This is a genomic window from uncultured Abyssibacter sp. (assembly GCF_964000955.1).
GTDB lineage: Bacteria > Pseudomonadota > Gammaproteobacteria > Nevskiales > OUC007 > Abyssibacter.
Map to the genome: position 1 here is coordinate 1 of NZ_CAXFCL010000278.1, position 6,049 is coordinate 6,049.

Annotated in this window: 7 protein-coding genes; 3 read left to right on the forward strand and 4 right to left on the reverse strand. The window is 63.9% G+C overall.

All coding sequences use genetic code 11. From position 1 onward, the window contains the following. The 3 genes from ABNS06_RS13425 to ABNS06_RS13435 all read left to right on the forward strand — a co-directional run. The coding region (locus tag ABNS06_RS13425) for a M20/M25/M40 family metallo-hydrolase (RefSeq protein WP_348675103.1) at positions 1-574 on the forward strand (574 nt) is incomplete at its 5' end. Further along, complete coding sequence (locus ABNS06_RS13430; RefSeq protein WP_348675104.1) at positions 567-1,064, forward strand: peptide-methionine (S)-S-oxide reductase; 498 nt, start codon at positions 567-569, stop codon at positions 1,062-1,064. The genes ABNS06_RS13425 and ABNS06_RS13430, both read left to right, overlap by 8 nt. Then, positions 1,061-2,539: a phospholipase D family protein gene (locus tag ABNS06_RS13435; protein ID WP_348675105.1), complete on the forward strand. Its 1,479-nt coding sequence runs from the start codon at positions 1,061-1,063 to the stop codon at positions 2,537-2,539. The genes ABNS06_RS13430 and ABNS06_RS13435 overlap by 4 nt, the downstream gene beginning before the upstream one ends. Positions 2,540-2,545: 6 nt before the next feature. Here ABNS06_RS13435 and ABNS06_RS13440 read toward each other — a convergent pair whose 3' ends face one another. The 4 genes from ABNS06_RS13440 to ABNS06_RS13455 all read right to left on the reverse strand — a co-directional run. Continuing rightward, positions 2,546-3,178, reverse strand: coding sequence for a hypothetical protein (locus tag ABNS06_RS13440; RefSeq protein ID WP_348675106.1), 633 nt, complete (start codon positions 3,176-3,178; stop codon positions 2,546-2,548). 6 nt (positions 3,179-3,184) lie between these two features. After that, entirely contained in the window at positions 3,185-4,141 is a 957-nt protein-coding gene (locus ABNS06_RS13445; protein ID WP_348675107.1) for a hypothetical protein, read from the reverse strand. A gap of 160 nt (positions 4,142-4,301) precedes the next feature. Then, complete coding sequence (locus tag ABNS06_RS13450) at positions 4,302-5,525, reverse strand: P-II family nitrogen regulator (protein WP_348675108.1); 1,224 nt, start codon at positions 5,523-5,525, stop codon at positions 4,302-4,304. After that, the coding region (locus tag ABNS06_RS13455; protein ID WP_348675109.1) for a DUF1538 family protein at positions 5,522-6,049 on the reverse strand (528 nt) is incomplete at its 5' end. The genes ABNS06_RS13455 and ABNS06_RS13450, both read right to left, overlap by 4 nt.

The following is a 6,049-nucleotide window of genomic DNA, read 5'->3' on the forward strand; positions in this document are numbered from 1 at the left end:
CCCGCCGGTGGAGCCCGGGGTCGTGACCGTGGGCTCGATTCATGGCGGGACCAAGCACAACATCATCCCGGATCAGGTGAAGCTGCAGCTCACGGTACGCGCCTACAGCGCCGAGACCCGCGATGCGTTGATTGACGGCATCCGCAGGATCGCCCGCGGACAGGCGCTGGCGGCGGGGTTGCCGGAGGACAAGCTGCCCGAAGTCACGGTGCAGGACGAGCACACGCGGTCCACCTACAACAATCCGGAGCTGGTCCAGCGGGTTGTCGGCGTCATCGAGGCGACGCTGGGTGAAGACCAGGTGGAGTCGGTGCCCGCGGTCATGGGCGGCGAGGATTTCTCCGAGTACGGACTGACCGACCCGGCGATTCCCAGCTTCATCTACTGGCTGGGTGGTGTGGAACCGCGAACCTACCAGGCGGCGAAAAGCAGCGGCGAGTCGTTGCCGTCACTGCATTCCCCGTTCTTCGCGCCGGATGCGCCTTTGGCGATCGAAACCGGTGTTCGGGCGATGACCGCTGCTGCGCTGGACCTGCTTGCGGCTGCTCCGGAGGCTGTTGCCGACGGTGAGTGAGCGGATCGGGTTCGGCGGCGGCTGTCACTGGTGCACGGAGGCGGTGTTCCAGGCGATTGTCGGCGTGGCCGAGGTCCGGCAGGGCTGGATCGCGACGACGGATGACCCCGCCCGCTTTTCGGAGGCGGTGCTCCTGCGTTTCGATCCGACCCGGATTGCTTTGCGTGAGTTGATCGACGCGCATCTGCACACACATGCCAGTACGTCGGCGCATCCGATGCGCGACAAGTACCGGTCCGCCGTCTATGTCATGAACAACGCCCAGGCAGAGTCCGCCCGCCGCGAACTGCGGGCGGCCCGAGGTGCGTTCGAGAAGACGCTGGTGACCGAAGTGCTGCGTTTCGGCACGTTCCGCGCGTCGTCGCCCCGGTATCGGAACTACTACGCAAGACGCCCCGAGGCGCCGTTCTGCCGGCGCCATATCGCGCCCAAGCTGCGCATCGTCGCGGCCCGCATGGCGACGCGGCCGGTCGAACGCTCGCAGCGATGAGCCGATTCACGCAGCGTGTCCGACGCGTTCCGCGTCTGATCGGCTACACCATCGTCACGGTGGGCCTGATCGCATGGCTCAGCGTCACGCTGTCGACGCGTGTCCAGATGCCGGAAGGCCTGACCCACGACGGGTCGGCGCGACCGCTGGCTGATGCCGAGTTGCTGGTGGACACGACCTATCTCGACGCCGACGGCCGGCGACAAAGCGATCAGGCCATCTTCGATGCCGTGTTCAAGATGATCGCGGATGCGCGCGAGCTGATCGTCATCGACATGTTCCTGTTCAACCCGTTTCACGGACCCGAACCGGAACGGACGCGTGACCTGACCAGTGAGCTGACCCGGGCGTTGATCGACGCACGTGCGGCGAACGGCGGTCTGACCGTGGTCCTGATCACCGACCCGATCAATACCGTGTACGGCGGACTGGAAGCCGAGCACCTCCAGCGGCTGCGGCGTGTTGGCGTCGAAGTCGTGATGACGCGGCTGACCGCGTTGCGTGACAGCAACCCCAGCTACAGCGGACTGTGGCGCTGGCTGGCGCGGCCGTTCGGCAACACCACGGAGGGCGGCTGGCTGCCGAATGCGCTGGGCGACGGCGAGGTCACGCTGCGCAGCTATCTCGCTCTGCTGAACTTCAAGGCCAACCACCGCAAGACGCTGGTGGCCGATGACGGCAGGGGAGGCCTGCGGGCGCTGGTGACCTCGGCGAATCCTCACACCGACAGCAGCGCCCACAGCAACATCGCCCTGCGGTTCGCGGGCCCCGCGGCCGTCGACCTGCTGCGAACCGAACAGGCCGTGCTGCGATTCTCCAGCGATGATGTCCGCATCCCGGACCGCTGGTTGCGGGTCGCGCCACGTGAGACCGGCAAACCTCCCGACGCCACCATCCGGATCGTCACCGAGAATGCGATCGAGTCGGCCATTCTCGATGCGCTGCAGGTCGCCGGTGCCGATGATCGCGTTCGTCTGGCGATGTTCTATCTGTCGGATCGTGAGGTCATCGAAGCGCTGAAGGCGGCGCGGGGGCGGGGCGCCGATGTTCGCGTGCTGCTGGACCCGAACCGCGACGCCTTTGGTCGCGAGAAGAACGGCGTGCCCGCGCGCCCGGTCGCCGCCGAGTTGGTGAACGCCGGGATCGATGTGCGCTGGTGTGACACCCATGGCGAGCAATGTCACTTCAAGGCGTTGCTGGTGGAGACCGCGGGCAACGGTCGCTTTCTGTCGGTCCTGGGTTCCGCGAATTTCACCCGCCGCAATCTGGACGATTTCAATCTGGAGACCGACGTGGCCTTGTCCCTGCCGGCCGACCATGCGCTGGCGATCTCGATGACCACGTGGTTCGACGGTCTCTGGGAGAACCGGAACGGCCGACACTTCTCGGTGCCTTACACCGACTTCGCCGATGAGCGCGCCAAGTTGCGATGGACCTACCGCCTGATGGAGGCGACGGGGTGGTCGTCGTTCTGAGGTCGGTCAGCCCGCCTCTTCGGACGCGGAGTTGCGGACATTCGTTGTTTCGGGCGATTCGCAGTATGTGGTCAAGTCGGCAAGAAACTGTTTTTGCAGATCTTTTGATGCCGTGACGATGGCGTCGTTCACCTCTTCCTGTGAGCCGAACCAATTGATCCCGGTTTGTCGGCCTCGATACACCCGTTGAACCTTTTCCCCGGATGCCAGTGTGACGGTCGTTCTGGTGACCAGGGCGACGGCACGCGTGTAGCCGCCGCGATGGGTCTGCACACGAAGGACATGAAGTTCGACATCCAGCGGGTAGGCTGAATCGCTATTCGGATCATCCGATACGTTGGGCAGGGCAAGAAAGACCTGCCTGCTCCAACCCAGCGGATCGTCCATTACGATGGAGTCATGGCCGTGCAGACCGAGTTCTTCGGTGCGGCGGCGTTGATCGCTGACGTTGCGCAGGACGAGTGGGCAGATACCGTTTTCAGGAATCAGTCGAGCCGTGCGCCTTCGATCGAGTTTGACGTCGTGCCCCGCGGGTGCGGCGGTCATTGTCGTGAATTGATTCGGTACGCAGCCCGTGATCAGGGCGAAGGCCAGCAATGCCGGCGCGGCATGTATCCGCGCCGGCCATGAGAAATGCATCCCAGACTACCGTGCGTTGCTGGCAGTCAGCGACAACGCCGGTGCGTAAGTCACGATTGAGCCGTCAGACCAGCGAACCTGTTTGCCGTCATCCGTATCCTTGACGCTACGGGCAGTCAATCCAACTGTTGCCTTGGTCGGATCCTTGAAATCCACCTTGGCGGTGCGTTCCGTGTCCGGTGTCGAGTCGTTGAGGTCGACAATCAAGGTTCGCACGACGTTGTTGATACCGGTTTCCAGAGCCTTCTTGAGAAGAGCTCCCTGATTGTCAATCCAGTGCTCTTCACGTTCTTCGACATCGGAAGATGTGAGTCCCATATAGGCAGCGTACGAAATGGTGTTTTGGTAGATGGCGGTGCGTCGCACGACGTAGGGAGGGCGGTCTGCGGTCCAGCCGGAGATTTCACGCACGGTCTTGGAACGTGGAACAGCGATCACTTCGAGCGAGACGCGGGCCGCATTGAGTTCGGCGTCAATGGAGTAGTCCGCACTCACGAAGAGGTGGACATCGCCGGTTTCCTTGCGCAGGAGGCGATCAAGGTCATCGCTGGACTGGGCGTTGGTCAGAACTTCAACTGGTCGTGCATGCAGCCAAGTGACTTCCGTGAGGCTGGAGTCCAGGTGGCCCTGCATTGTCGTTTCAAAATCGAAGCCAAGGATGGCGTTGCGGATGTCCGCGACACGCTCCTCGGCGGTTTTGGCTCTGGTCGAATTGACCGATGCGTCGACCACTGCCCCGATCAGCCCGCCGATCAGCCCGAACTGTGCCGTGGCTGCGGAGGAGTTCTGAACGATGTAGGTCGCGTTGATCTCTTCCTGATCGACGATCAGTGTTGTGCCTGTGTCACGGATAGCGGTCTGGATATCCGGTTCGAAGACCGGGCGCTGTGCAACGCAGCCGGAAAACAGCACGAGCAAGGCGACGATGGCGAGCGCCGATCGATGGTGGGTCGCGTGGATCAAGGTCGGTGACTCCTGGGCAGCTGGGTCTGGTGACAGCACATGCGGTGCCCGAACCGCGTTCGTGCCGTGATTTCGGGGCAGTTGAATCTGCACCGTCTATAACGGAATCCGGCGCCAGAACCGGACAGCCCGAACCAATTTTTGCGGTGGGTCGGGAACGCTAGATCGCCGCGCCCCGATAGGTCCGTCCGCTGGGTGCGTCATTGCCGACCGTCTGCGCCTGGTAGGTGACCGCGCGGGTCACGGGCTGCCCGAACAGGCACACCTCGGTGATGTTGTTTTCTTCGGCGGTTTTCATGACGGCGTCCATGATCGGCTGCGCCTGCCGAGCGGGGACGACGGATTGAATCCACGAGCGCTCGCGGTTCAGGCGACGGCCCATCGCGACCTTGGATTCCGCCTCGACGAATCGAGCCGACAATGTGTTGGCGCCGGTGGCGCCGGCGGCTGTCGCGGCATCCAGCAGGGTCTGCATGTGGGTGCCGCTGGAGATGATGGTGAGGCGGGTCTGTGGTTCGGTCTGCGCCGAGTCGGCAACCTCGTCTTCCAGTCCCAGGCCGGCGGCGTGGGCCCCGGTGCCGAGACGAATGACCTGCTGGCGCCGCCAATCCGTGTGACCGACCAGGCCGTCGATGGCGGCGATGACCTGCTGCATGTCCGCGGCGTAGTGGCGGCTTCCCACCGTGCTCGGCAGGTTGACGATGCCTTTCTGCACCGGCATGCGGTAAAGAAAACCACGTCCGGGCATGGTCAGCCGGCCGGCGACGGTCATGGCCTCGACCACGGCGTCGGCGTCCGAGTTGTCCACCACCACGGTCATGACTTCCTTGGTGCGTTTCTTGGTGATTCGCAGCCAGCCGAGCCGGTCGCGCAGGCCACGTCCTTCGCAGTAGTAGACGACCGGACCGTGGGCGCCCGCCTGCATTGCGGCCTTGGAGACGCTCTCCGTGTAATCCGGCTGCAGAATGCAGGTGATGGCGGCCAGGTTTTCGCGCAGTCCGATCGAGGCATCGCTGCCGGGCTCCTCGGAGCCCAGGCCTTCCCAGATCGGAAAGTCCGGCGTGTGATAAAGGTCGTCGCAGGGGACCGAGTACACCGCGCCTGAACCGGGGTAGCGCAGGCCGCCGGCCTCGGAGATCTCGCGGATCACGCTGTCTACCTGTGCGTCGGGAACCAGAAACCGCAGGATTTCCTTTTCCGGACTGATCAGCGGCAGGAAGCGCTGGACCCATTCGGTCCGGATCAGCGTGCCGCGGGCATTGGTGACGAAGGCGTTGCGCTCGCCTGAGGCGAACAGCCGTTCGATCACCGGCTTGACGGTCGGCGGTGGCAGGATCGCCGCGACCAGTGAAACCTTGCGCAGGACTTCGAAGTGTTCGCTCATGCGGCCTCCGCCGGTCGGCCGCTGCGGGCACGGGACACGATGATTCCCACCGCGAGCACGGTGATGATCGGCCCGACCGAGGCCAGCGCCAGCACGCCGAAGCCGTCGATCACGCCCTGCACGTTGCCACCGATGCCCAGGCCCATGGCCAGCACCAGCGGGACCGTGATCGGTCCGGTTGTCACGCCGGCGCTGTCCCAGCCGAAGTTCACGAATTCCTCGGAGGAGATCAGCGTCAGAACCAGCAACAGCAGGTAGGGCGGGATCAGCAGATATTCCAGAGGAATGTTGAACGCGATCTTGATCACGCCGACACCGATGCCGAGCCCGACGCCGAGTGCCACCGATTGCATCAGGAAGGACTTTCTGAATGCGCCAATGGTGATTTTCTCCACCGTCTCGCCCAGCGCGTTCAGCGCGGGTTCCGCCAACGTTGCGCCGTAACCGAGGAAGAATCCGAAGATCGCGGCGAGAATCTTGCCGGTGGTCGCCGATTCGAACAGCGGCTCGCGCAGCCCCTCGGC